This is a genomic window from Micromonospora sp. NPDC051227 (assembly GCF_044455385.1).
Lineage (GTDB): Bacteria > Actinomycetota > Actinomycetes > Mycobacteriales > Micromonosporaceae > Micromonospora.
Genome location: NZ_JBITET010000003.1, coordinates 12,126 through 36,103, shown reverse-complemented (window position 1 = coordinate 36,103; position 23,978 = coordinate 12,126). Strand labels below are relative to the sequence as shown.

The following is a 23,978-nucleotide window of genomic DNA, read 5'->3' as shown; positions in this document are numbered from 1 at the left end:
GATGACGTGAACGATTCAGCGTCGCCAGGGCCACGGCGGGCGCTGTGCGCACGCTGAGGTGTGATCCACCGACAGCGCACACCGCCCGCGCCCGTGCGCCTTCCGCCTTGATCGACTTGGGCTCGACGACACGGCTCTGGCCTTCAGGCGAGGTCCAGGAATTCGTCAGCGACCTCCGGCAGTGCAGCTGGTTGGACTTGAACCAGAGCCTTCAACGGAGTCGTCCAGCTGCCTAAACGGAACGCCCACGCGATGAGCATCGGTCCACGGGCAGCGTCCATTTCTGCCAACGTCGTCAGCGCCGCTGCCTGTCGCTCCGAATTTCCGATCGAGCGGGCCAATTTCTCGGCACCCTCGGTGTCGCCGCTGGCCATTGCTGTTCTGGCGAGCCTGGTCAGCACCGACGCCTGCCGCTCCTGATTCCGTATCGACTGGGCCAACTCCTTGGCCGACTCCACGTTCCCGGCTTCCATCGCCGTCCTTGCCAGCGCGGCCAACATGGACGCCTGCTGATCCGGGCGGCCAATCGAACGGACCAGCTTCCGGGCCCATTCGATCTCGCCGGCTGCCACAGCCATCTCCGCAAGCGTGAGAGAAATCTGTGCACGCTGGTTCCGATTGCTGATTGAACGAACCATCTCCTCGGCTTGGTCAGCCAGCGCACTGGCCCGTTCAGCATCGCCGACCACAGCCATTGCCACTGCCAGCCGTGCCAACGCCCGCGCCCGGCTGTCCAGACGTTCAATCAGGTGGACCAGCTCCTCGGCCCGGTGAGCAAGCGCCCAGACTCGCTCAGTGCACCCTGCCCCGGCCGTCGAGATCACGACTGCGGTCAAGGCTCTCGCCCGACTCTCCGGGTTGTCGATCAATTGGGCGAGCCTGGTGGCCCGATCGATGTCACCGGTCGCAGCAACCGCCGCAACCAGCACGCCCATCACCCGGGCACGCCGGTCCAGATGGTTGATCGACCGAGCCAACTCTTCCGCCCGGTTGGCCAGGGCGCCCGCCTTCTCTCTGTCACCAGCGTTGGCGACCGTCGTTACCAGAGCGGCCAACGCCGGCACCTGCCAGTCGTGGCGGTCAATCGAGGAGACCAACGCTTCCGCTCGCTCCGTGTCGCCCCCTGCAGCCACCGCCTCCGCCAGCGCGCTGAGCGCCTCTGCCTGTTGCTTGGGACGCTGAACGGACCGCACCAACGCTTCTGCCTGTTCGATCTGGCCAGCCGCAGCGATCCGTCGGGCAAGAGCGGTCACCACCGACGCCTGCCGGTCGGGGCTCCTGATCGAGCGGACGATCGCCTCCGCCCGCTTCGTGTTGCCGTCTGCCGCAGCGGTCTCCGCCATGCCTGCCGCCGTTTCCGCTATCGCGGCCATCGCTCTGGCCCGCCCCTGACGGCGACCAATTGAGCGGGCCAACATCTCTGCCCGCTCAATCTCGCCCGCTGCGGCCATCGCCGGCACAAGCGCACCTAGAGTCCACTCCCTGCGACTTTGGTTGGTGATCGAACGGGCCAGGTTCTCCGCCCGCTCAATCTCGCCCGCTGCGGCCACCGCCGGCACCAGCGCAGACAGCGCCTGCTCCCGTCGGTCGCGGTTCGTGATCGAACGGGCCAACATCTCTGCCCGCTCAATCTCGCCCGCTGCGGCCACAGCCGGCGCGAGCGCACACAGTGCCCGCTCCTGGCGGTCACTGCCGCTGATCGAACGCACCAGCCCTTCGGCCCGCTCGATTTCGCCTGCCGCAGCCATCACTCGCACCAGGGATGCCCAGGCTTCTGCCTCCAGCCTTCCACCGCTGATCGAACGCACCAGTGTCTCTGCCCGATCGAAGTCGCCGGCCGCAGCCAGCGCCGGGGCCAGAGCGGCCAGCGTCCGCCCCCGCCGGTCCGGGTCGCTGACCGAACGAGCCAGTTCCTCGGCGTGGTCAGCCAGCGCACCGGCCCGCGCCGCGTCGCCGGCCTCCGCGACAGCCCTCGCCAACTCACTGAGCGCCCACGCTCTTCTGTCCGGGCGAACCATCGAGTTGACTGCCTTCTCGGCCCGGTCGGCCAGGACAATCGTCCGCTCGGAGTCGCGAACTCCGCCAACTGCCGCGACCATGCCAATCAACGCCTGCGCTCGGTCAGTCGGGTCCATCGACTGAATCAGGTTTTCAGCGCCCTCGACCAGCGCCTCAGCCCGCTTGGTGTTGCCTGTCCGGGCGACTGCCCCGGCGAGGACGACCCGTACCTGCGCCCGCTGGTGTGGATCTGGAAGCGAGCGGATCAGATCCTCGGCCTGATCAACCAACGCGTCAGCCCGCTCGCCGTCGCCCGTTGCGGCCACCGCCCTCACCACGGCGATCAATGCGCGCGCCCTCGGCTCGGGCTGACCGATCGAGCAGGCCAGGCTGTAAGAGCGATGACTGTCACCTGCCGCGGCCACCGCCGCCGCCAGTCCGGCCAACGCCCGCGCACGCCTCTCCGCACCGTCAATCGATCGAACCAGCTCCTCGACGCGGTCGGCCAGCCCGCCAGCCCGCGCGGTGTCGCCTGCTGCGGCCACCGCCACGACCAGACCAGCCAGCGCCCACGCCTGCCAGTCCGGGCGGTCGGCCGCGCGAACCAGCTCCTCGACGCGGTCAGCCAGCCCGCCAACCCGCTCGGCGTCGCCTGCCTGGGCAACTGCCCCGGCCAGTGCGATCCATACCTGCACCCGCCGGTGTGGATCAGCGACCGAGTGAATCAGCGCCTCAGCGCGGTCGGCCAGCACGCCAGCCCGCTCGACATCGCCATCTCTGGCGACCGTCGTCGCGAGATCAGCCAACGCCAACGCCTGCCGACCGGGTTGGTCGATGGAGCGTGCCAATGCCTCGGCCCGAACGGGCTGGCCGAGGGATGCCCAGACCGCGGGTAGCCCGGTCGGAATGGTGGCGTTGCGTCCCGCGAGGTTGTCTCGATGAACGGCAAGGCGAGCCATGACCAGTAGGTCAGGATCGGGCTGGGCGAGAATGGCGTCCTGAGTGGTGGTGATTTCAGCGAGGGCAGCAGTGTCGCCCCCGGTGATGTCGAGCATCCGGTCGTGTCGGTGAGGGTCCACGGCACAGGCGATCATCCTGGATAGATCTCCGGTGGCAAGCAGCATCCAGTAGTAGCCGCGCAGCAGATATTCGGGGGTGCCGGCCGGCCATCGTTGCTCCCGACAGGTGTCGGCCCAGACGTGTAGACGCTGCCGGTAGCCCTCCAGTCGCGCCTGGCCAAGGCGCTCGACGGCGGCACTCTGCAGTTCTTCGTGACCGAGCACGTACAGGTCGGGTCCCGTGTTGGGCTGCCAGCGGCTCGGGCGTTGAGTGAATGAGCGACCGGCGACGGTACTGAGGTGGTCCGCAAGCTGCCAGGCCGGCCAGCCGGTCAAGTCAGCAAGGTCGTTGCCGCTCAGGCCGCCCCCGGCGGCTGTGAGAAGCCCTAGCAGGTCCTGCTCGGCTGGAGCGCCCGACAGCAGCCGGGCCAACTCCCGCAGCATGTCTGCCCTGTTCACCTCCGCCTGCGGCGATCTGTTCAGTAGTCGAACAATCCGGGGATCGCGTAACGGATGACCATCTGGCACGTCGGTGGGGATCGGGGGGTTCGGCCGCCCAGAAACGATAATGCGCATCCCGGCCGGCGGCGTTGCGGGCAGCAGTGCGGCGATGCTGTGGGTGTCCGATCCGCGATCCTCATCCAAGCCGTCGATGAGCAGGATCAGTCGCTCACCTCGTGTCTGGCAGGTTTCGGCAGCGCGGTCGAGCAGGTCGAGAAAGTTCTGGTCGCGAGTCGCGTCCGTGTAGTGGGCCGGCATTGGCTCGCCGAGCAGTTCGGCGAGTTGCTCGATGACCACGTCGGTGAAGGCAACGCGGTCACTTTGTCCAGCCCATCGGGCCGTGATGAAGAACGAGATGAGCCGTACCCCGTGCGGCGGGTGCAGGACGAACCACGACATCAACGCCGATTTGCCGGCCCACGCGTCCGCACGCCACCACCGGTAGCCGGCGGCATCAGGCAGCGTGCAGAACGCCGCGAGCTCGGCCAGTTCCTGTTCCCGGTCCAGCAGATCCGACGGGGCTATGCGTTGCACCTGCTGGCGGTAGGCCGACCGGGCGACGGGCCGCGAGTCGATGGTGACTGGCCCCGTGATCACGCCGGTGTTGGCGAATCCGCCGCTGTCAGCTATCGCGTTGCCGGTATCGCGGGCTACTGCCTCGGGCAATCGTCTCAAGCTCACCGCGAGCCCTTCCGCCGCGCAGGGCCTCGACGTCAGGGGTTGAGGTTCACACCGCTGTTGGCGCTGCCGCCGTTACTAGCCCGCGCGTCACCGGTGCGATCCGCAACCGCTGGTCCTGCGATCGTGGACGAGCCCGTCACCCCGCTGTTCGCTCGGCTGCCCGGCCCACCTGCCGTGGCACTGCCGGTGCTGCCGGCGCGGTGGCCTGGGCTCTTGCCCGGCAACGCCGCCCACACCGCCACACCTAGCGCCGCTACCGCGGCTAGGGCGGACGCCACGGTAGCGATTCGATCTGCCTGATCCCACTGGCTGAACGCGAAGGTCGCTCCGAGCGCCCCCACCACCAGACACGTCACCAGGATTGCTACCCGCCGCGCAGTCACCCCCACATCATGCGCTTCGCGACATCAAATGGACAGGCTCCGACGGGGCCCGTCCCACGCGGTCGATCGATGACGCAAATCGCTTGATCAACATGGGCGGGGTCAGGTTTGGGGCCGGGTCCGGTTACAGGGCGAACAGCAGGGCGGCGTCCAGGAGGACGACGACTGCGGTGGCGAAGTGGATGCCGAATGCCACAGCCCTCGTCCCGCCGTTTCGCAGCACGACGACTGTGTCGCCCAGTGGGTTGAGCGCGACGATCAGCATGAACCACGCGACGGCATCGGCGGTGGTGAAGGCGATCAGGGCGAGACCGATCAGCCCGTAGCTGAAGTCGCGCAGGCCCTTGACCGTCAGGTAGGCGGGGTCACCGTCCGCTCTGGCCGGCACGCCGTACCCGGCGGCGGCGGCCTGCGGGACCAGCAGGAACCGCGCGCCGATGAAGGCGACGAAGAGGCTGAGTACGACGGCGAGCCCGTAGGCGAGGGGTGCCAGCATGATTCTGCTCCGATTCCTAGCCCTGCTAGATATGAGAGCGACGCTAGCAGAGCAGCGACAGGAACGCTAGCGATGCTAGGGTTGCTGTCATGTCGACACAGGCGCGCCGGGAGCGTGAGCGGGCTGAACGGGAGCAGGCGATCATCACGGCGGCACGGGACCTGGCGTTGGCCGAAGGCTGGGACGCGGTGACCACCCGACGGCTCGCCGCCGAGATCGAGTACAGCCAGCCCGTCCTCTACAGCCACTTCAGGGGCAAGGACGCCATCATGGCGGCCGTCGCCGTCGAGGGCTTCGCCGAGCTGGCAAGCGCACTGGTCTCGGCCCGCGCCTCCGCAGCCGACCCCCGGCAGGCGGTCGCCGACGTGGCTGCCGCGTATGTCACGTTCGCCCAGCAGCGGCCCGCGATCTACGACGCGATGTTCACCCTCGCCGTGGACCTGCCGTTCGCCACTCAGGACGTCCCGACGGACCTGGCCCGAGGCTTCGCCGAACTGTCCGAGACGGTGCGCCCGGTCGCCGGCGACGACCTGGAGACGGTCACCGAGACGTTCTGGGCCGGCCTGCACGGGCTGGTCACGCTGATGCGCAGCGGCCGGCTCCGCCGCGCCGAGCACGACCGCCGCCTCGCGGTGCTGGTGGACCGCTTCTCCCGCTGAGCGTCGCCGTCAGAGTCGGGCATGCTGGGTTCACCGACCGCTGGGCCTTGGTGTGCGTCGGGCGCAGGGCGCGAGGTGGTCGACCGGCAGGGTGCACCGCGCGCCGCCGGGCAGTGGCCGATCACAGAAGACCCAATGTCGTACGCCCTGCCGGTCCTCCGCCGAGACGGTCACCCCGCCCGGCTCGACCCGGGCGCTGAGCCGGACCAACACCCGAGCTGCGGTACGCGCGAAGATCCGGGCGCGCAGCAGGTCGGGCGCGGTGATCGGCAGGGCGCGCGCTGGCAGACGAGTACGACGTCTCCCAGTCCACGATCAGCCGCGCGATGGCGAAGCTGAGGAAAGAGGGCGTGCTCGTCGGGCGTCCGGGGCGCGGGGTCTTCGTCGCGGAGTCCAAGTCCACCCGGCGCTGATCCGGATCGTCGGCCTTGCGCCATGATCCGGGTCGGGTCTTCTCCGTTGCCTGGATCACTCAGCCTTGGAGTCGTCGCGCCCAGTAGACCTGCCCGTCCGGCCCCAAATAGCGAGCGCGAGAGACACCACATCCCCGCCCCGCACCCGCACCCAACGCATTGATCGACTCGGGTTCCAGGAAACCGGGGCATCACAGCGCCCTGGACACCGCGACTTCCTGCAGACCGAGTCGATCAACGTCGCGCGCGGGTCAGTCGACGGTCGGGAGCTTCGGGCCGAGGACGTCGTCGGCGTCGACGATGGTGTACGCGTAGCCCTGCTCGGCGAGGAAGCGCTGCCGGTGTGCCGCGTACTCGGTGTCGATCGTGTCCCGGGACACCACAGTGTAGAAGTGCGCCTGCCGGCCGTCGGCCTTCGGCCGGAGCACCCGACCGAGCCGCTGTGCCTCCTCCTGGCGCGAGCCGAACGTCCCGGACACCTGGATCGCCACCGCCGCCTCGGGCAGGTCGATGGAGAAGTTGCCGACCTTCGAGATCACCAAGGTGCGCAGCGAACCGGACCGGAACGCGTCGAACAGCCGCTCCCGCTCCTTGTTGGTGGTCGAGCCCTGGATGATCGGCGCGTCGAGGTACTCGCCGAGCTGGTGCAGCTGGTCGATGTACGCGCCGATCACCAGCACCTGGTCGTCCGGGTGCCGGTCGACCAGCGCCTTGACCACCGGCAGCTTGGTGCGGGCGGTCGCCGCCATCCGGTAGCGCTCCTCCGCCTCCGCCGTCGCGTACGACATCCGCTCCGCGTCGGTAAGGGTCACCCGGACCTCGGTGCACTCGGCCGGTGCGATCCAGCCCTGCGACTCGATGTCCTTCCACGGCGCGTCGTACCGCTTCGGCCCGATCAGGCTGAACACGTCACCCTCGCGGCCGTCCTCGCGTACCAGAGTCGCAGTGAGGCCCAGCCGGCGACGGGCCTGGAGGTCCGCGGTGAACCGGAAGATCGGTGCGGGCAGCAGGTGCACCTCGTCGTAGACGACCAGGCCCCAGTCGCGGGCCCCGAAGAGGTCCAGGTGGGTGAACGCGCCGCCACGCCGCGAGGTGAGCACCTGGTACGTGGCGATGGTGACCGGGCGGATCTCCTTGCGCTCGCCGGAGTACTCGCCGATCTCCTCCTCGGTCAGTGAGGTGCGGGCAATCAGCTCCCGCTTCCACTGCCGGCCGGCGACAGTGTTGGTGACCAGGATCAGTGTGGTCGCCTTCGCCTCGGCCATCGCCGCCGCGCCGACCAGGGTCTTGCCGGCGCCGCAGGGCAGCACCACCACCCCCGACCCGCCGGCCCAGAACGCCTCCACGGCCTCCCGCTGGTACGAGCGCAGCGTCCACGGCTTGCGCCCGTCCTTGCCGGCCTCGGCCAGCTCGATCGGGTGCGCCTCACCGTCGACGTAACCGGCCAGGTCCTCCGCCGGCCAACCCAGCTTGAGCAGCGCCTGCTTGAGCCGGCCACGCTCGGACGGGTGCACCCGGATGGTGTCGTCGTCGATCTTGTCGCCGAGCATCCCGGCGAGCTTCTTGCTCTTGGCCACCTCGATCAGCACCAGCCGGTCCAGTGCGCGCAGCACCAGCCCGTACGCCGGGTCGTTGGCGAGTTGAAGCCGGCCGTACCGGTCCATCGTCTCGGCCACGTCCACCAGCAACGCGTGCGGCACCGGGTAGCGGGAGTACTTGAGCAGCGAATCCACGACGCCCTCGGCGTCGTGACCCGCCGCGCGGGCGTTCCACAGACCCAGCGGCGTCAGCCGGTAGGTGTGCACGTGCTCCGGCGAGCGTTCCAGCTCCGCGAACGGCGCGATCGCCATCCGGCAGGCCTGCGCGTCGGGGTGGTCGATCTCCAGCAGCAGGGTCTTGTCCGACTGCACGATCAGTGGTCCACCGCTCACGCCAGCGTCCTCTCCTCGGTTGACCGACCGGCCGAAACGGGTCGCATACCCGCTGCTGGCCGACCATCCAGTGTTGCACGATGCGGGACGACGGAAGAAAGATGCTCACCGGGCGCAACCGTGATGGCACTCACGAACGTCTAGTAAAGGGACGACTGTCTGGGGAGGGCCAATGAAGCATGTCCGGATCACTTCCCGGCTGGTTGCCCTCGTGGTGGTCGTGCTGGTCGGCGCGGGAGCGTGCGCGTTCGATCCGCAGTCCGGCGGGAGTGGTGGCGGGGGAGCCGCCCCGGCCGGTGCCGCGGAACAGGCAACGGGGGCGGGCGACACACCCGGGCCCGACCAGCACGGCCGGCCCACCCCGGCCGCGCCCACAGCGAAACCCTCCCGGAAACCCACGCCGAAGCCGACCCGCCCGGCACCCGCCACGACCCCCGGCACCGGTACGCCGACCGTCGCCGGCTGCCCCCAGGGTCAGCACCAGCGGGCGGTGGAGACCCACCTGGCCCGGCTGGGCGGGTTCGGGCCGGTGACCGTGGACGGCCGGCAGTCCGCCGCCGACTGCGCGGCGATCAAGAAGTTCCAGAAGAGGTACGGCATTCGCCCCGTCGAGGGTCGCGCCGGCCCGACCACCTTCGACGTGGCCCAGCGCCTCGCCACCACCGACACAGCCCGCTGCAAGGCCGGCACGGGCACCACGTTCTGCGTGGACCTGACCCGGCAGACCGTCTGGGCGCTCCGCGGCGGCAAGGTGATCATGGCGCCGACGGTGACCCGCACCGGCATGTCCGGCTACCGCACCCCGGCCGGCACGTACGCCGTCAACTACCGCAACCCGAAGGAGTGGTCCGACCCGTACGAGGTGTGGCTGCCGTACTGGCAGCACTTCACCCAGGGGATGGGCTTCCACGAGACCACCACCTACCTGCACGACAAGTCGATCGGCTCGCACGGGTGCGTCAACCTGCTGCACGCCGACGCCGTCCGGATGTGGGAGCTCGGCAAGGTCGGCATTCGGGTGGTGCTGATCGGCCGGCGCCCCGGCACCTGACTGACACGAAGCGAATCGCGGCGGTAATCCCCTGTCCGACCGGACTAACGAGTGTCACCCTTGGAGTCCAGTGCCGGACCGGCGGGGAGGCTGGGCATGACGGTCGACCGTGACGTGATCGCGGAGCATGAGCACGCACCACCCGACGAGGTGTCCCGAGCAACGGTGATCGCGTACGCCGTCGCGGCGACGCTCCTCCTCGGGTGGTTCCTCTTCGGCTGGCTGGTGCTCCAGCAGGGCTTCGTGGACTCGGTCGGGGAATCCGCCGGCGCAGGCTTCGCGCTGCTGCTGATCATCTCGGTGGTCGGCACCGTACGCCGCAGCCGCCGCTGACCGACGACGCCCGCGCTGTGGCGCCGCCGGTCAGTCCGCCACCACCGCCGCGGTGATCCGGTGCAACGCGAACGTGTGCAGCATCTCGGTCCGTTCGTCCTCGGCCCGCAGGTAGCCGGCTCCGATCGAGACCGGCTTGAGCAGGCGTGACGCCGTCGCCCCGTGCGCGTCGACGTAACCCACCCAGACCAGCGCCTTGTCCCGGACCGCCTGCTGGAGCACCGCCAGGGCCTCGCTGTGTGTGTGCGCCGGCACCGGGCCGCCGCCCAGCCCGGGCGCACCGCCGCGCACCACCGCCGGTGCCCGTCGGGCCGCCCGCGCCGCCGCGTCGCCTCGCCGGATGTGCTCCACCACGCCGAGCAGCCGGGGCATGGGCAGCTTCGGGGCGCCCAGCGGGTCGATCGTCCGGGTGGTCACCGACACCCGGGGCGGGGCCCGCCGGATTCGCGGCCGGGCCAGCACCGTGCTGCCGGTGCCGTCCTCCTGCACCGGGGCGTACCCCGCGTCGCGCAGAGCGCCCAGCAGCCGACCAACCTGGTACTGCGTACACAGCACCGTCGGCGCGAGCCGGCGCAGCGCCAACGACTCCAGCCGCCGGTCGGCCAACACCTCGCTGATCAGCGTCTCGTCGTCGCTGCGCAGGTACGCCCCGGCCAGGCCGACCCGCAGCCCGCCGTGCTTACGGGCCACGTCGTCGATCAGGTAGGTGAGCCCCTGCGGCACCGGGGTACGTGACCGACGCCGGAACACGTCGTGCAGATCGTCGGCCGTGTAGCCGGAATCCAGGGCGCGCCGCACACTCGCCGTGGTGACCCGGTGCACGCTGGCCCCGCCGGCCGACTCCAGCTCGGTCATCGCCTCCAACTCGACGGCGAGCGCCGGCTCGGGTGGGCCAGGCACCACCACTGTCAGGTCGGCCTGCACCAGGAAATGGTCGACCGGTGCGGGCAGCAGGGCGTCCAGCGCCCGCGCGGCACTGGACGGGTCGCCGCTCTCGACGTCGGCGTGCACCCCCAGCGGGTCATCACCCCGCTCGTCGGTCGACGTCAGGTCCCCCAGCAGCAGCCGACCGTACGAGGTGAGCGCCCCCAGCCCCGTCACGCCCAGCTGTGCGGCCTCGGCCAGCACCTCCCGGTGGGCGGCGTCCCGGCCCCGGCTGCGACGCGGTGCCCGCCAGTCCAGCAGCTCCTGCACCTCCTCCGGGGTGGGTGCCGTCGCCGGTTCCAGGTCGGCGAGTACGCCGAGCACCGCCCGTCGGGTGGCCGGCACGCTGGCCCGCTCGGCCTCGGAGGAGAGCGCGGTGATCGGCCGGTCCCGGTCGTCACGGCGGCCCACCAGCCCGACCTGCCGGGTCATGGTCAGCCACGCTCGGGCGAGCTGCTCCCACCGTTGGGCCAGCGAGGCGGCCCGCCACACCTCGTACCCGCCGGTCGGCAGCACCTGCTGATCCGCCCCGTACCGACCGGTGGTCGCACCGGGCATCTCCAGCTCACCGAGGAGTCCCGCCGCGTACGCCACCTCCAGCAGCAGCGCGGTGGTCGGTTCGTCCAGCCCGGCGGTACGCGCCAACCGGCGCAGGTCCCGTACCCCGATGCCACCCGAACGCAGCACCGGGGCGGGCTCGTCGGCGAGCTGCTCCAGCAGCCCTTCGGTGTGTCGGACCACCTCCATGGTCTGCCCGGCGCCGGCCGAGTCGACCGCCTTCGGCTCGCGAGGCGCGGCGGCCACCGGCGGTGGGCTGGTGCGCAGCGGCCCGAGGGGGCCGCTGTCGCGGCGCAGCAGGAGGCCGACCTCGCGGGGCAGCTCCACCGTTCCGCTGGCCGTGGACGAGCCGGTCGTCACCGGGACCAACAACCGGTTGTCGACGAGCCACCGCACCGGGGAGCCGGTCGGGGCGCCCCCGTTGGTCGGGTCGGAGAGGACCGGGTCCTCCGCGCCGAGCGGCGGCGCCTGCAACGCCCCGGGCGGCACGCTGCCCACCGGCGGGCCGGCCGCCAACCGGTCCAGGATCGCCCGGGCCGAGGGCGGGGCGGCGAGCAGCGTCCGTCGGAGCTTCGCCGGGTCCGCGCAGAGCGCGGCCGTGCGCGGGTCCAGCTCCGCGGCCGGTCGGCCGAGCCCAGCGGGGTACGGGGAGACCTTGTCGACGGCGGGCAGCACCTGGAGCGCGTGCTCCGGGCCGTACAGCAGGAAGAGCGCACGCAGTCGGCCCACGGCGGCCCGGACGGCCGTCGGAGCCGGCGGTTGCGGCCCGGCGGTCGCCATCGCGAGCACGGTGTCGGTGGCCGTGGTGGCATCGTCCGGATTCCGGGTGAGGCGGGCGGCGTCGAGGATCTGGAGGGTGAACTGGTCCAGACCGTCCAGCGCGCGGGCCACGGAGACCCGGGACTGGGCACGGATGGCCAGGGCGGAGACGTCGGCCGGCACGGGCACGACGAGGTCCGGCCGCAGCTGGAGGAGCGCGGCCAGTGACTCGTCGGGCAGCGACCGCAGGTGGTCGGCGAGTGAGGTGGTCATCGTCTTTCCACGCTAGCCCGGCATCGGGCTTCCGCGCCCCTCGGACGTCCGGTCGACCGGGAGTAGCCGGTACGTTTCTCGACATGCCCGCACTGACCGTCGGATTCGACCTCGACATGACCCTGGTGGACTCCCGTCCCGGCATCGCCGCGGCGTACCGGGCGCTGACCGCGAGGACCGGTGTGCCGGTCGACGCCGAACTGGCGGTGTCCCGGCTCGGGCCGCCGCTGCGTACCGAGATCGCGCACTGGTTCCCGCCGGAGCAGGTCGAGTCGGCCGTGCGGGTGTATCGCGAGCTCTACCCGGCGTACGCGATCACCCCGACGCTTCTGCTGCCCGGCGCGCGGGAGGCCATCGACGCGATCCGTGCGCGGGGTGGCCGGGTGCTGGTCGTCACGTCCAAGATCGGCCGGCTGGCCCGGTTGCACCTGGACCACCTCGGTCTCACTGTCGACGAGTTGGCCGGCGACCTGTTCGCCGAGCAGAAGGCGACAGCTCTGCGGGAGCACGGCGCGACCCACTACGTCGGTGACCATGTCGCGGACATGGTGGCGGCGGCAGCGGCCGGGGTGCCCGGCATCGGTGTGGCGACCGGCCCTTGCTCCTCCGACGAGCTGCGCGCGGCCGGCGCGGAAGTGGTGCTGGACGAGCTCACCGAATTCCCAGCGGCGCTCGACGGGATGATCCAGCTAGCCTTGGAGCAGTAGCGGCTCAAGTGAAGCAGGGGTTTTCAGGTGCCTACGGGTCGAGTGAAGTGGTACGACACGGCCAAGGGATACGGCTTCGTCACGAGTGACGAGGGCGGCGACGTGTTCCTGCCCAAGGGGGCGCTGCCGGCGGGTGTCACCGACCTCAAGGGTGGCCAGCGGGTCGACTTCAGCGTGGTGGACAGCCGCCGGGGCGCGCAGGCCATGGGGGTCAAGCTGCTGGACGCGCCGCCGTCGATGTCGGAGCTGCGCCGTCGGCCGGCCGAGGAACTGCACGGCCTGGTCGAAGACATGATCAAGGTGCTGGAGGCGAAGGTCCAGCCGGACCTGCGCCGGGGTCGGTACCCGGACAAGAAGGCCGCGCAGAAGATCGCTCAGCTGGTCCACGCGGTGGCCCGCGAGCTGGAGGTCTGAGGCACCAGGCCGGCGGTGGCGGCCCGGTCGAGCAGTGCCGCCACCGCAGCGAAACCGGCCTCGCCCAGGTCCGCGGTGAACTCGTTGACGTAGAGGCCGATGTGCCGGTCGACCACGTCGAGCTCCATTTCCTGGGCGTGCGCCAGCACGTACTCCCGGCTGGCCGCCGGGTCCGCCCAGGCCTGCCGGACCGACTCGCGGACCCAGCCGGCCGCGGCCTCCGGGTCGACCGCCCCGCGTCGGGCCAGGATCGCGCCGAGGGGGATGGGCAGGCCGGTGTCGGCCTCCCACCATTCGCCGAGGTCGACAAGGGCGCTCAGGCCGTGCCGGTGGTAGGTGAACCGAGCCTCGTGGATGACCAGCCCAGCGTCGTAGCGCCCAGCCGCCACGCCCGGCATGATCTCGTGGAACGGAACCACCTCGATCCGGGCCGGCGGTCGCCCAGCCGACCAGAGCCGGAACAGCAGGTACGCGGTGGTCCGGTCGCCCGGCACCGCCACCGTGGCACCGGTCAGGTCGGTGCGGTCCGGCCCGCCGTCACGGTGGCCCCGGGTGAGCACCAGCGGACCGCAACCGCGACCGAGGGCGCCGCCGCAGGGCAGCAGGTGGTAGTCGTCGAGCAGCCAGGGCAGCGCCGCGAAGCTCACCTTCACCAGGTCGAACGCGCCGCGCTCGGCCGCCGTGTTGGTGACGTCCACGTCGGCGTACGTCACCTCGACCGGCGGGGCGCCGGGCACCCGCCCGTGCACCAGCGCGTGGAAGACGAACGTGTCGTTGGGGCAGGGCGAGATCGCCAGGGAGAGCGCCACACCCTCACGGTAGCCCCGCCCTCCCCCCGGGGCGCGTGCCCACCCGGCGAGTGTGATTCGCGACCGGGATGACTGGCACAGCAAGGCCGAGCACCCGCCCGAGTCTCCCTGGAGCTGATGCCGCAAACGATTCAGCTCCAAAGGGATCGCGGGAGCAGGTAATCCACCGGTCGAAGAGGTTGTCCACAGCCTTGTCCACAGCCTGGCGCAGGGTGTTGATAGCTCCTGAACGTCGCCCGGGTCAGCGTAGTGCCGGGGCTGCTGCGGTCAGGGCCGCCAGGGCCTCGCGCAGCCGCCAGGCGTCCCGGTCGCGGGGGCCGATCGGGTTGGAGATGGTGCGCAGTTCGGCGAAGGGCACCCCGGCCTGCGCTGCGGCGACCGCCACGCCGTACCCCTCCATGGCTTCGGCGACCGCTTCCGGATGCCTCCGGCGCAGCTCGTCGGTGCTGGCCGTGGCGCCGGTGACGGTGCTGACCGTGAGCACCGGACCGGCCGTGGCCGTCGGGAGGGCGGCTCGCAGTGCCGCCAGCAGACCCGGGTCCGCCGGTACCCTGCTGCCCGCACCCAGCAGCGCGGGCGGCATGCCCAGCTCGTCGACCGGTATGAAGCCGTCGGGCGACTCGGCGCCCAGGTCCGCGGCGATGCTGGCGGTGCCGAGGACCGTGTCGCCGACCTCGGCTCGCCCGGTGAAGCCGCCGGCCACGCCGGCGCTGACGACCGCACGGTACGGGCGGCCAGCGGCCTCGGCCAGCGCCAGCAGCCGGGCGGTGGCGGCACCGGCGACGGCCGGACCCACACCGATCGGGGTGACGGTCACTGTGGGGTCGGTCAGCCCGGCGCGGACCGCGTCCGCCTCGGCTGGAACCGCCGTCACCACCAGCAGACCGGTCACGAGAGTGAGCCGGGGGACTCGCGGCGGGTTTCGTCGTCGACCCCGCCACCCGGGCCGCCAACAGCCGACGACGGGCGGTAGATGTGGTAGCCCGGCGGGGCGGGGCTCGGGTCGTCGTACTGCGGTGAGCTGGTCCGGGCCGGCGCCGGTGAGGTTGGTGTGGGGTCCCCGGGCTCGTCCGCCGGCTCGTCCTCGGTCAGCTCGTCGTCACCGAGCGGTCGGCCGGCCAGCTTCTCGCCGCGCAGCCGGGCGGCGGCCAGCACACCCCGGGTCGCGGCCAGTACGCCGACCCCGGCGGCCACGGCGATGCCCATCCGACCATCGAACGGCACCAGCCCGAGCCCGCCGCCGGCGACGAAGGCGAGCATCAGCACCGTCTCGGAGTGGGCGAAGGAGCTGGCCCGCAACCGTTCCGGGATGCGCTCCTGGATCGAGGCGTCCACCGCCAGCTTCGCTATCCCGCTGGCCAGCGCGGCGACCAGGCAGAGCAGGGCGACCATCAGCAGCGAGAACTGGATGACGGCGAGCACCGCCACCCCGGCCACGATGATCATGCTGCTGGACTGGATGGCGGTGGGCCGGTGGATGCGCAGTCGGGTCCCGATGGCGGTGGCCAGGAAGGTGCCGACCGCGAGCGCGCCGCCGACCACGCCCAACGCCCACTCGGCGCCCAGCTCCCGGCCGAACACCACAGTGGTCAGGTCGCCCTTCTTGATCGCGAAGGCGAGGAAGAGCAGCAGGAAGCCGTAGAGCGCGCGTAGCGTCGCCGCGCCGATCAGGGTGGCGATCACCAGCCGGCCGGACGGTCGGCCCCGGCCCAGCGGCCGGTCGCCGCGGCGGCGGCCCAGCGCGCGCAGTGGCCGGGGGACGCGCTCCGGTGGCTCCGAGTCGGCCTTCGGCGGCAGCCGCAACGAGATCACCATGCCGACCAGGAAGATCAACGACGCGACCCGGAGCGGCCACTGCGGCCCGAACCAGAACGCGGCCAACCCGATCGGGGCCACCAGCGCACCCGCGACCGTGCCGTAGACGCTGGCCCGGGCACCCACCTGGGACAGGCCGAGCCCCTCCGGCAGTAACCGGGGCACCGCCGCGGAGCGGGCCACGCCGTACGCCCGGGAGAGCGCGAGCACCCCGAACGCGGCCGGGTAGAGCCCGAAGCCGTGGATGTAGTCGGAGATCAACCAGGCCAGGAAGGCGCGGCCGAGCATCGTCGCGGCCAGGGCGTACCGCCGGCCGTGCCGGAAGTGATCCAGCAGCGGGCCCACCACCGGGGCGAGCATCGCGAACGGCACCATGGTCACCAGCAGGTAGAGCGCGACCTTGCTGCGGGCCTCACCGAGCGGCACGTTGAAGAAGATCGTGCCGGCCAGACCGATGGCGATCAGGGTGTCGCCGGCACAGGAGAGCGCGTGCAGGTCGAACAGGCGAACCATGCCGACCTCGCCGCCGGCACCCCGGGCTCGGGCCCGCCCGGCCCGGCGGGTCACCCAGCGGCCGCTGCCCAGCGAACCGCGAAACAGCAGACGGACGGCGCGAATGCCGGTGCCGACGGTCCGCCCGAGGACGGAACGCCCGGAGCGGGAGTACGACGGCATGTGCACCATCCTCGCCCATCTGATCCGGGTACGCCGCACCACCGCTGGGAAAGGTTCCCCGGGAGTCCCTGTCACCCCTGCGAGGCGCATGGGGAACAATGGTCGGGTGACCAGGCCCGCCTCCACCCGTGCCGCCCGTCTCGACCAGGTCTGCGCCGCCGCCGTCGAGGTGGCCCGCGCCGGCATCACCGAGGTGGACGCCGACGATGTCGGCGACCACCTGCAGGTCGTGGCCGAGGGTGATCGGCTGGTCACCCACTACTTCGAATGTCGCCTCGCCGGCTACAACGGCTGGCGGTGGGCGGTCACCGTCACCCGGGTGCCGCGCAGCAAGACGGTGACCATCTGCGAGACGGTGTTGCTGCCCGGCCCGGACGCGCTGCTCGCGCCCGGCTGGCTGCCCTGGCAGGAGCGGCTCAAGCCGGGCGACCTGGGCCCGGGCGACCTGCTCCCGACCTCGCCCGACGACGATCGACTGGTCCCCGGTTACCTGCTCTCCGACGACCCGGCGGTCGAGGAGACGGCGTGGGAGCTGGGCCTCGGGCGCGCCCGGGTGCTCTCCCGGGAGGGCCGCATCGACACGGCACAGCGCTGGTACGAAGGTGACCACGGCCCCGCCGCGGCCATTTCGACCGCCGCACCGTCCGCCGCCCGCTGCGGCACCTGCGGCTTCTACCTGCCGCTGGCCGGTGCGATGCGGCAGGCCTTCGGAGCGTGCGGCAACTTCTACGCTCCCGACGACGGCCGGGTGGTGAGCGCCGATCACGGTTGCGGCGCCCACTCCGAAACGTTGATCGAGGCGGCCGAGACCGCTGTCGACGAGCTGCCCACGGTGTACGACGACAGCGCGGTGGAGGCCATGTCGGTCAGCCGGGCTCCGGGCTCGGTGGAGGCGGCTGAGCCGGCGGAGCCGTACGGGCACTCCTGATCGTCCGCACCGGAGTGCTCCGGCGCGGCCAGCTCACCTCGCCCGGCGGCGGCGTCGGTTGGCGTCGTGCCGCATCATCACGGCGAGGCCCGGGAAACCCCACAGGAAACCGGCGAGGCAGGTCCAGAGCCAGTTCTGGTGATCGTGGTCGGTCAGCCAGCCCCGGAAGAAGATCAGCAGGACGAGCCCGGCCACCGCCCACGCGATCAACCCGGCGAGGGCGAACGGCACCATCGGCGGATCCAGTGGTGCGGGCCGCGGTGGCTGCTCGTTCGGCATTCGGCAAGCGTACGGGATCTACTTCCCCTGCCCACCGACGATCTGGGACGATGCGCGCGACAACTGGAAGATCACCTGCGAGGACCTGATGGCCGTAGCGCCGCCCGAGAACGGCACACCTCCCAACCCCGCTCATCCGCGTAACGGTTTCGACCGTTTCTTCGAGATCTCCGCCCGTGGCTCGACGTTGAGCCGTGAGGTACGCGGTGGCCTGGCGACCTTCTTCACGATGGCGTACATCGTGGTGCTCAACCCGCTGATCCTTGGCGGTGCCGTCGACGGTGACGGCAAGACCCTTCCGATCCCCGCGCTGGCTGCCGCGACCGCGCTGGTTGCCGGCCTGATGACCATCCTGATGGGTGTGGTCGGCCGGTTCCCGCTGGCGCTCGCCGCCGGTCTGGGTGTCAACGCCCTGGTGGCGTACGAGATCGCCCCCGAGATGACCTGGGCCGACGCGATGGGTCTGGTGGTGATCGAGGGTCTGATCATCGCGGTGCTGGTGCTGACCGGTCTGCGGACCGCGGTGTTCCGCTCGGTGCCGACCCAGATGAAGAGCGCGATCGGCGTCGGCATCGGTCTGTTCCTGACCATCATCGGCCTGGTGGACGCCGGCTTCGTCCGGCGCATCCCGGATGATGCCAACACCACCGTTCCGGTCGGCCTGGGCATCGGCGGCAAGCTGGTGAGCTGGCCGATGCTGGTCTTCGTGGTGGGCCTGCTGATCACGCTGGTGCTGGTGGTCCGTCAGGTGAAGGGCGCGATCCTGATCGGCATCCTCGCCTCGACGGTGCTGGCGGTGATCGTGGAGGCGATCGGCAACATCGGCCCGTCGTTCGTCAACGGTCAGCCCAACCCGAAGGGCTGGTCGCTGAACGTGCCGGAGCTGCCGAAGTCGGTGGTCGACCTGCCGGACCTGTCGCTGCTCGGCAAGTTCAACGTGCTGGACTCGTGGGGCCGGGCCGGTTGGCTGGTCGTGCTGATGTTCGTCTTCACGCTGTTGATCACGGACTTCTTCGACACCATGGGCACGATGGTCGCGGTCGGCCAGGAGGGAGGCATGCTCGACGAGCAGGGCACCCCGCCGAAGGCCAAGGAGATCCTGCTGGTCGACTCGATCGCGGCGGCGGCCGGTGGTGCGGCCAGCACCTCCAGCAACACGTCGTACATCGAGAGCGCCGCCGGTGTCGCGGAGGGTGCCCGGACCGGCGTGGCCAACCTGGTCACCGGCGCGCTCTTCCTGCTCGCGATGTTCCTGGCGCCGCTGGTCGTGATCGTGCCGTTCGAGGCGGCGTCGACGGCCCTGGTGGTGGTCGGGTTCCTGATGATGACCGCGGTGCGGACGATCGACTGGTCCGACTACGAGATCGCCATTCCGGCGTTCCTCACCATCGTGCTGATGCCGTTCACCTACTCGATCTCCAACGGGATCGGCGCTGGTCTGATCACCTTCGTGGTGGTCAAGTTGGCGCGGGGCAAGGCGCGGGAGATCCACCCGTTGCTGTACGGGGTGGCAGCGCTGTTCGTGCTGTACTTCCTGCGTGGGCCGATCGAGTCCCTGGTGCTCTGAGGCACGTACGGGCGGGGAATCGATCACCGATTCCCCGCCCGTACCATCTGAATCCCCTCGTGAGCCTGGTCATAACGGATGTCGTTAGCCATGCTCATTAGTTAAGCTAACTACTGTGACGGAGCGGACGGTGACGGCGGAACGCGTGCCACCGGCGCAGCTGGCTCCCCAGCTGCGTGATGCGATCACCCGACTCAACCGGCGGGTCCGACAGGCCCGACCGGTCGGCGACCTCACGGTCACCCAGGTCTCCGCGCTCACCAGCCTGCGGCTGGCAGGCGCGATGACACCCCGGGAACTGGCCGACGTGGAGCGGGTGCAGCCGCCGACGATGACCAAGATCGTCGGGAAGTTGGAGGACCGCGGCCTCGTGCGGCGGACACCCCATCCGACCGACGGGCGGCAGGTCATCCTCGCGGCGACCGAGGGAGGGCAGGCCGTGCTCGACCAGTTCGAGCGGGCCCGCGACGAGTGGCTGGCCCACCGGCTGGCCGCACTCGACGAGGACGAACGGGAGACCCTGCAGAGGGCCGCCGAGATTCTTCAGCAGCTCGCTCGCGCCTGAGCCGTACCCGCGCCACCGGGTCCGTGCCGTCACGTGTCGATGACGCGTACGTCCGGAGGAGGCGCACCAAGAGTGCAGGCGAAGTTGAGCACGATGTTCCAGTCCCTACAGGTCCGCAACTACCGCCTCTTCGCATCCGGGCAGCTGATCAAGTTGATCGGCGTCTGGATGATGTTCATCGCCCAGGACTGGCTCGTCCTCGAGCTCTCCAACAACTCGGCGACCGCGCTCGGCGTGGTCACCGCCTGCCAGTTCACCCCGGTGCTCCTGCTCACCCTGCTCTCCGGCCGGCTCGCCGACCGGTACGACAAGCGGGTGCTGCTCTTCGCCGCCAACGCCTTCTGGAGCCTGCTGGCACTCGGCATGGCGGTGCTGGTTCTCACCGACCTGGTGCAGCTCTGGCACGTCTTCGCCTTCGCCGCGCTGCTCGGCACGGCCAACGCGGTGGAGACCCCGGTCCGGCAGGCGTTCGTCTCCGAACTGGTCGGCACGCCGCTGCTGCCCAACGCGCTGTCGCTGAACGCCGCGGTGTTCAATTCCGCCCGGATCGTCGGCCCGGCCGTCGCCGGCCTGGCCATCGCCGCGTTCGACGTGGGCCCGGTCTTCCTCTTCACCGCCCTCAGCTCGGTCGCGCCCCTGGTCAACGTCGTCCGGATGCGTACGACCGACCTGCATCGCGACGCCCTGCTGCCCCGTGACGAGCGGGCGTCCGCCCGGGTCGTCGACGGGCTGCGGTACGTGTGGCGCCGACCCGACCTGCTGCTGCCGATGGCGATCATGTCGGTGATCGGCATGTCGCTGTTCAACTTCCAGCTCACCCTGGCCGCGTTGGCGAAGACGGTCTTCCACACCGGCGCCGCCTCCTTCGGCCTGTTCAGCACGGCACTGGCCGTCGGCGCGCTCGGCGGCGCGCTCAGTGGCACCGGTCGGCGTAGCCGCCCGTCGGTGTGGCTAGTGCTCGGCGCGGCGATCGCCTGCGCCAGCTTCGGCACCCTGGTCGGCCTCTCCACGGCGTACTGGCTGGTCGTGGCGCTGCTGGTGCCGACCGGCTTCTGCATGGTCTTCTTCGCCCAGGCCGCCAACCAGCGGATCCAGATGGGCGTCGACGCGGCCTTCCGGGGACGGGTGATGGCCCTGTGGGTGCTGGTGTTCCTGGGCACCAACCCGGTCGGCGCGCCGCTGATCGGCTGGGTCGCCGAGCACTACGGTGCCGGTGCCAGCATCTGGATGGGCGGGCTCATCTCGCTGGCCGCCGCGGTGATCGCGCTCACCTGGCAGCTCCGGCACTCCGGTGCCCGGCTGCGTTTCCGGGTGCTGCCGATGCCCCGTTTCTACGTCACCTCCACCGACTGCTGAGGTTCAAGGCGGCCGGGCCGCGTCCGGTTGCGCGAATCGCGCGGATGCGGCGAAACCGGTGGCGGGGTGGCACGGTGGGGCTTAGCGTCGATATGTGGGAGTCGGACGCGCGCTGATGCTGGCCCTGGCGTTCCTCGCCGTGGCCACGCTGCCGACGGCATTCGCCCTGATCTTCTGCTACGACGAGATTGTCGACCGGGTGGTCTGCGGCTGGTCCGAGTGGCGTGACCGCCGACGGGAGAAGCGCACGATCGCCCGTCTCGACCGTGCCATCGAGGCCGACGCGCTGACCCGGGACATCGACCTCAGCGAGTTCGACAGCGTAGACCGCCGGCCGCTGGAGCAGCTCGCCGCCGACCTACGCCGCCTCGGCGGTCAGCGGATCGGCGGCGGCGGTCGATCGATGGTCTGGCACAGCGCGCTGCTCCAGGCGTACGACGACCGGCTTCGTCTCGCCTGTCGCGCCCTCGGCATCGCCGAACACCTCGCCGAGCTGGAGGGCGTCGATCAGGAGATCGAGCGGGTCCGGGTGGAGGGCGTGCTGCAAGCCGCCGGGCTGGCCCTTCCGGCGGCCCGGGCTGGGCTTCGGCAGCGGCACCGCTGAGCGGCCGCACGCTGTGCGACTCTTCGTCGCGGTCCGCCCGTCCGTCGAGGCGGTCAATCACCTCGGCGTACAGGTCGCCCGTCTGCGCGTCGCGGCGGCGACCGCCGCTGGCGTCAACGTCCGGCTCGCCGACCCGGCTGACCTGCACCTCACACTGGCATTCCTCGGCGCTGTCGAGTCTGACCGGCTGGTCGAGGTGGAGAGTGCGCTCGGCTTGGCCGCCGAGGGGTTCCGGGACGGCCGGGGCGCCGCACCCCGGTTGAGTCTCGGCGGCGGTGGCCGGTTCGGCCGGGGCCGATCCACGCTGCTGTGGGTGGACCTGCGCGGGGAGATAGAGGCGTTGCACCTGCTGGCCGGGCTGATTCGGTCCCGGCTGAGCCACGGCCGGCTGCCGTGCGACGAGAAGCCGTTTCGGCCCCACCTGACCGTCGCCCGGCCCGGCGACCGGATGGACCCTGCCGACATCGAGGCCGACCGGGCCAGCCTGGACGGGTACGAAGGGCCATCGTGGCCTGCGTCGGAGCTGCTGCTGGTGCGCAGCTACCTCGGCGGCGGCCGACCGCGCTACGAGCGGATTGCCGCCTGGTCGCTGTGACCCGGCGGCACGTGGCTGGTCGCGGTGGGAGGCCTGCTGCGGAGAACCTCGCGGGCCTGCTCGGCGGCGCGGGTGATGCACTCGCTGATGAAGTCGAGGAAGCGGGCGATGTTCTCCAGTCGGGCGGCGGCGGGGGTGTGCGCGCCGAGGAGAGCGACACCCCGGCGTGCGGTCACGACGAGATGGTCGTTGGCCCGAGCACTGGCGATCGTCGCCTGGTAGAAGAGCTCGTTGTCGACGACGTAGCGGTCGCGGCGGCGTTCGTCGCGTTCGCGGCGGACGAGGCTCTGGCTCTCCAGGAAGGTGATCGCCTTGGAGATCGACGCCGGGCTGACCTGGAGGCGCCGGGCCAGCTCAGACGCGGTGAGGCTGCCCGAGTCGGTGAGGAACAGGTTGGTCAACACCCGGGCCCCCATCTTGTTCAGACCGGAGGCCATGAGGACGGTGGTGAACGCGTCCTCATAGTCGGCAATGGCCTGGGCGTCGCGTCCGTCTGGTCGGGAAGCCGCCTCTGCGCCACGGGGAGAGGCGGGCTTGCGCCGGTGGGCGCGGCGCTCGGTCGCGTGGTGGGCCAGATCGGCGCGGTAGCCGGTGGGGCCGCCGTTGCGCATCACCTCGCGCGTGACCGTCGAGGTCGGACGGTCGAGGCGTCGGGCGATCTCGGCGTAGGGGAGGCTGTCGGCCAGCCCCAGTGCGATCTGCTGGCGTTCCTGCTGGGTGAGCCTGCCTCCCGGCATCGCGATCTCCCTCGTGGTCCCGTAGGGCGGCGGCCCCGACCCCGTCACCATAGCGTTAACCCACACGTCAATGCAACGACGACGGGAACGGCGTTGCATTATGTTCAGAGTCGTTGCAACGATTGCACGACTCTGAACAGCTAGAACGCAATTTAACTGCAACACGGTAGTTGCAAAAACTGGAAAGCAACGTAGCGTTTCCCACATCGGAAACACGCACCGACCTGGGAGAGCACGATGCAGACGTTCGCCACACCCGCCCCCATCTCCGCCGTCCTGGACATCCCCGCCGGACGCATCCAACTCATCGCCGCGGACCGCGCCGACACCACCGTCGAGATCCTCCCGGCCGACCCCGCCAAGAGCAGCGACACGAGGGCCGCCGAGCAGACCACCGTCGCCTACGCCGACGGCGTCCTGCGAATCACGACCGCACGTCCCATCAACAAGCTCTTCGGCCCCTCCGGCTCCCTGGAGGTCACCGTCCGGGTGCCCGCCGACTCCCACGTCGAGGGCAGGGCCGCCAGCGCCGAGCTTCGGGCCGTCGGCCGCCTCGGCGACGTCGCCTTCGACGGGGCGTACCGGGAAATCAAGATTGACGAGGCCGCGAGCGTTCGCCTCACCGCGATCGACGGCGACGTCGAGGTCGGCCGGCTCAACGGCTCCGCCGAGATCAGCACCGCCCGGGGTGACATCACTGTCGCCGAGGCCATGCGCGGCACTGTCGTCCTCCGTACCCAGTCCGGCGACATCTCGGTCGCGGCGGCGGCCGGCGTCTCGGCCGCCCTGGACGCCGGCACCGGCAACGGCCGTGTCAGCAACGCCCTCAAGAACGACGGCACCGTCGAGCTCGACATCCACGCCAGCACCCTGCACGGCGACATCAACGCCCGCAGCCTCTGAAAAGGA

At 70.8% G+C, this 23,978-nt stretch carries 22 protein-coding genes and 1 pseudogene; 13 read left to right on the top strand and 10 right to left on the bottom strand.

Annotated elements, in window-relative coordinates:
* Positions 1–143: 143 nt before the first annotated feature.
* Positions 144–4,238 (bottom strand): hypothetical protein, encoded by a 4,095-nt coding sequence (locus ACIA47_RS08095; RefSeq protein WP_396706463.1) that lies wholly within the window; start codon positions 4,236–4,238, stop codon positions 144–146.
* Between the two features lie 507 nt (positions 4,239–4,745).
* A complete protein-coding gene (locus tag ACIA47_RS08090) occupies positions 4,746–5,117 on the bottom strand; it encodes a DUF4267 domain-containing protein (RefSeq protein ID WP_396706461.1) in 372 nt (123 codons plus the stop codon).
* An 89-nt stretch (positions 5,118–5,206) separates the two neighbouring features.
* Here ACIA47_RS08090 and ACIA47_RS08085 point away from each other — a divergent pair, with 89 nt between their 5' ends.
* Complete coding sequence (locus tag ACIA47_RS08085; RefSeq protein WP_203120311.1) at positions 5,207–5,776, top strand: TetR/AcrR family transcriptional regulator; 570 nt, start codon at positions 5,207–5,209, stop codon at positions 5,774–5,776.
* Between the two features lie 30 nt (positions 5,777–5,806).
* Here ACIA47_RS08085 and ACIA47_RS08080 read toward each other — a convergent pair whose 3' ends face one another.
* Positions 5,807–6,064: a hypothetical protein gene (locus ACIA47_RS08080; protein WP_203120325.1), complete on the bottom strand. Its 258-nt coding sequence runs from the start codon at positions 6,062–6,064 to the stop codon at positions 5,807–5,809.
* Here ACIA47_RS08080 and ACIA47_RS08075 point away from each other — a divergent pair.
* A pseudogene (locus ACIA47_RS08075) lies at positions 6,046–6,189 on the top strand (GntR family transcriptional regulator); the annotation flags it as partial. The gene ACIA47_RS08080 and the pseudogene ACIA47_RS08075 sit on opposite strands and share 19 nt — an antisense overlap.
* Positions 6,190–6,440: 251 nt before the next feature.
* Here ACIA47_RS08075 and ACIA47_RS08070 read toward each other — a convergent pair.
* Positions 6,441–8,120 (bottom strand): DNA repair helicase XPB, encoded by a 1,680-nt coding sequence (locus ACIA47_RS08070; RefSeq protein ID WP_124854244.1) that lies wholly within the window; start codon positions 8,118–8,120, stop codon positions 6,441–6,443.
* Positions 8,121–8,292: 172 nt separating this feature from the next.
* On the opposite strand from ACIA47_RS08070, the gene ACIA47_RS08065 reads away from it, so the two are divergent.
* Together ACIA47_RS08065 and ACIA47_RS08060 are read left to right on the top strand one after the other, a co-directional pair.
* Positions 8,293–9,171, top strand: a complete 879-nt coding sequence (locus ACIA47_RS08065) for a L,D-transpeptidase family protein (protein ID WP_396706458.1) — start codon at positions 8,293–8,295, stop codon at positions 9,169–9,171.
* A 96-nt stretch (positions 9,172–9,267) separates the two neighbouring features.
* Entirely contained in the window at positions 9,268–9,504 is a 237-nt protein-coding gene (locus tag ACIA47_RS08060) for a hypothetical protein (protein WP_091395293.1), read from the top strand.
* Between the two features lie 30 nt (positions 9,505–9,534).
* Here the strand turns inward: ACIA47_RS08060 and ACIA47_RS08055 are convergent, their stop codons facing one another.
* Complete coding sequence (locus ACIA47_RS08055) at positions 9,535–12,018, bottom strand: helicase-associated domain-containing protein (RefSeq protein ID WP_396706456.1); 2,484 nt, start codon at positions 12,016–12,018, stop codon at positions 9,535–9,537.
* A gap of 83 nt (positions 12,019–12,101) precedes the next feature.
* On the opposite strand from ACIA47_RS08055, the gene ACIA47_RS08050 reads away from it, so the two are divergent.
* Together ACIA47_RS08050 and ACIA47_RS08045 are read left to right on the top strand one after the other, a co-directional pair.
* Entirely contained in the window at positions 12,102–12,725 is a 624-nt protein-coding gene (locus tag ACIA47_RS08050; protein ID WP_091395288.1) for an HAD family hydrolase, read from the top strand.
* 27 nt (positions 12,726–12,752) lie between these two features.
* Positions 12,753–13,139: a cold-shock protein gene (locus tag ACIA47_RS08045; protein ID WP_196920747.1), complete on the top strand. Its 387-nt coding sequence runs from the start codon at positions 12,753–12,755 to the stop codon at positions 13,137–13,139.
* On the opposite strand, the gene ACIA47_RS08040 is transcribed toward ACIA47_RS08045, so the two are convergent.
* The 3 genes from ACIA47_RS08040 to ACIA47_RS08030 form a co-directional block, all read right to left on the bottom strand.
* Positions 13,100–13,948, bottom strand: coding sequence for a 1,4-dihydroxy-6-naphthoate synthase (locus ACIA47_RS08040; RefSeq protein ID WP_396706453.1), 849 nt, complete (start codon positions 13,946–13,948; stop codon positions 13,100–13,102). The genes ACIA47_RS08045 and ACIA47_RS08040 overlap by 40 nt on opposite strands.
* A 241-nt stretch (positions 13,949–14,189) precedes the next feature.
* Positions 14,190–14,840: a futalosine hydrolase gene (locus ACIA47_RS08035; protein WP_112725243.1), complete on the bottom strand. Its 651-nt coding sequence runs from the start codon at positions 14,838–14,840 to the stop codon at positions 14,190–14,192.
* Positions 14,837–16,438, bottom strand: a complete 1,602-nt coding sequence (locus ACIA47_RS08030; RefSeq protein WP_203120308.1) for an MFS transporter — start codon at positions 16,436–16,438, stop codon at positions 14,837–14,839. Before ACIA47_RS08030 ends, ACIA47_RS08035 begins: the two co-directional genes overlap by 4 nt.
* An 88-nt stretch (positions 16,439–16,526) precedes the next feature.
* Between ACIA47_RS08030 and ACIA47_RS08025 the strand changes: the two genes are divergently transcribed.
* Complete coding sequence (locus ACIA47_RS08025; protein WP_112581830.1) at positions 16,527–17,366, top strand: DUF3027 domain-containing protein; 840 nt, start codon at positions 16,527–16,529, stop codon at positions 17,364–17,366.
* 33 nt (positions 17,367–17,399) lie between these two features.
* On the opposite strand, the gene ACIA47_RS08020 is transcribed toward ACIA47_RS08025, so the two are convergent.
* Positions 17,400–17,645: a DUF2530 domain-containing protein gene (locus ACIA47_RS08020; RefSeq protein ID WP_203120307.1), complete on the bottom strand. Its 246-nt coding sequence runs from the start codon at positions 17,643–17,645 to the stop codon at positions 17,400–17,402.
* Positions 17,646–17,733: 88 nt separating this feature from the next.
* On the opposite strand from ACIA47_RS08020, the gene ACIA47_RS08015 reads away from it, so the two are divergent.
* From ACIA47_RS08015 to thpR, 5 genes are all read left to right on the top strand, one after another.
* Positions 17,734–19,212 (top strand): NCS2 family permease, encoded by a 1,479-nt coding sequence (locus ACIA47_RS08015; RefSeq protein ID WP_396706450.1) that lies wholly within the window; start codon positions 17,734–17,736, stop codon positions 19,210–19,212.
* Positions 19,213–19,327: 115 nt separating this feature from the next.
* Positions 19,328–19,777, top strand: coding sequence for a MarR family winged helix-turn-helix transcriptional regulator (locus ACIA47_RS08010; RefSeq protein ID WP_030486369.1), 450 nt, complete (start codon positions 19,328–19,330; stop codon positions 19,775–19,777).
* 72 nt (positions 19,778–19,849) lie between these two features.
* Positions 19,850–21,133 (top strand): MFS transporter, encoded by a 1,284-nt coding sequence (locus tag ACIA47_RS08005; RefSeq protein ID WP_203120305.1) that lies wholly within the window; start codon positions 19,850–19,852, stop codon positions 21,131–21,133.
* 94 nt (positions 21,134–21,227) lie between these two features.
* Positions 21,228–21,737, top strand: coding sequence for a hypothetical protein (locus ACIA47_RS08000; RefSeq protein ID WP_396706447.1), 510 nt, complete (start codon positions 21,228–21,230; stop codon positions 21,735–21,737).
* A gap of 13 nt (positions 21,738–21,750) precedes the next feature.
* A complete protein-coding gene (gene thpR / locus ACIA47_RS07995) occupies positions 21,751–22,332 on the top strand; it encodes an RNA 2',3'-cyclic phosphodiesterase (RefSeq protein WP_396706445.1) in 582 nt (193 codons plus the stop codon).
* Here the strand turns inward: thpR and ACIA47_RS07990 are convergent.
* Positions 22,302–23,069 (bottom strand): helix-turn-helix domain-containing protein, encoded by a 768-nt coding sequence (locus tag ACIA47_RS07990; protein WP_396706443.1) that lies wholly within the window; start codon positions 23,067–23,069, stop codon positions 22,302–22,304. The genes thpR and ACIA47_RS07990 overlap by 31 nt on opposite strands.
* 237 nt (positions 23,070–23,306) lie before the next feature.
* Between ACIA47_RS07990 and ACIA47_RS07985 the strand changes: the two genes are divergently transcribed.
* Entirely contained in the window at positions 23,307–23,972 is a 666-nt protein-coding gene (locus tag ACIA47_RS07985) for a DUF4097 family beta strand repeat-containing protein (RefSeq protein ID WP_396706441.1), read from the top strand.
* Positions 23,973–23,978 lie beyond the last annotated feature (6 nt).